The sequence below is a fragment of the Streptomyces sp. NPDC058157 genome (genome assembly GCF_042884105.1).
Classification (GTDB): Bacteria; Actinomycetota; Actinomycetes; order Streptomycetales; family Streptomycetaceae; genus Streptomyces.
Window position 1 is genome coordinate 1 of the sequence record NZ_JBHVUQ010000432.1, and the last position, 1,121, is coordinate 1,121.

Consider the following 1,121-nt stretch of genomic DNA (forward strand, 5'->3'; position numbering starts at 1 on the left):
CCGGCGCCCCGGACCCCGGCCGCACCGGCACCCCGGCCCCGCCCGCCCTGCCCCTCCCCCTGGGCGAGGTCCCGGAGCCGGCCCCGGCCCCCTCCCCCGACCCGGCCCCCTCCCCGGCGCCCCCCGTCCGCAAGGCACGCCCGCCCGCCCCGCGCGCGGTGCAGCCGGCCCCGCCCCGCCGCGCCAGGCCCCCCAAGCCCGTGCCCCCGCGCCGCGCGGCTCCGGCCCTCCCGCGCGGGGAGGACCTGTGCGACGCCGCGGAGGGGACGGTGCCGCCCTCCATCGTCGACCTCTGCGTCGGCCAGTACGGCCGCTGACCGGCGCGGACGGGCCGTCACCGGGTTCCGGGAGCCGTCGGCCTCCTGAGGGCCGCGTAGCGGCCGCGGACGGTCCGGCGGGCCGTCCGCAGCCGGCGCACGGCACCGTGGCCGCGCCGGCTCCATTCGGCGCGCGGCAGCCCGGCGCGCTGGGCGCCGCCGCTGATCAGGGCGTTGACCGGGGTGTGCGGGTCGGCGCCCATGCCCTTGGCGGCCAGGATCCCGACCGCGAGCGGTACGAGGGCCACGGCGAGGGCGGAGCCGGCGCAGGTCACCCGCTGCAGGCGCGGGCGGGGGGATCGCGAGGTCATGGCGTCATTCCAGCAGCGGCGGCGCGCCGGGGAATCGGCGCGGGTACTCAGGCCGTTGGACCGGGGTACTCAGACGGCGGAGGGCGGGCGTGGTGGCGGATCCCCAGGGGCAGGGCTTCGAGCCCGCGACGGGCGACGGGCCGCCGCCGGGCCCCGGACGTGCGGCCGAGCTGCGCACCGCGTACGAGGGCCTGGTGCAGATGCGCCGCCTGCTGACGGAGGGCACCGGCGCGCCCGCCCCGTGGGAGCTGCGGCTGATGCCCCGCGCGGTGGCCCTCGTCCTGGAGGCGGCGGGGTTCCCGCCCTCCGCGGTGGACGCCGACGGCCGGCGCAGTCGCACCGGCTACCGGGTGGCCCCGGGGGCGCGGGGACTGGTGGAGGTCACCTGGTCCGGGCCGCCCGGGGGCGGGGCCGCCGGGGAGGAGCAGGAGCGACTCTCGGCCTGCGCGGCCGAACTGGAGCGCCACGGCTGGGACTGCCTGCTGTACCGGGG

Annotated in this window: 2 protein-coding genes and 1 pseudogene; 2 read left to right on the forward strand and 1 reads right to left on the reverse strand. The window is 81.4% G+C overall.

Annotated features, from left to right (window positions below; translation table 11 throughout):
* Positions 1–317, forward strand: a pseudogene (locus ACFVXK_RS38630) (hypothetical protein); the annotation flags it as partial.
* Positions 318–334: 17 nt separating this feature from the next.
* On the opposite strand, the gene ACFVXK_RS38635 reads toward ACFVXK_RS38630, so the two are convergent.
* Entirely contained in the window at positions 335–628 is a 294-nt protein-coding gene (locus ACFVXK_RS38635; protein WP_389622081.1) for a hypothetical protein, read from the reverse strand.
* Between the two features lie 92 nt (positions 629–720).
* On the opposite strand from ACFVXK_RS38635, the gene ACFVXK_RS38640 reads away from it, so the two are divergent.
* The coding region (locus ACFVXK_RS38640; RefSeq protein ID WP_389622083.1) for a hypothetical protein at positions 721–1,121 on the forward strand (401 nt) is incomplete at its 3' end.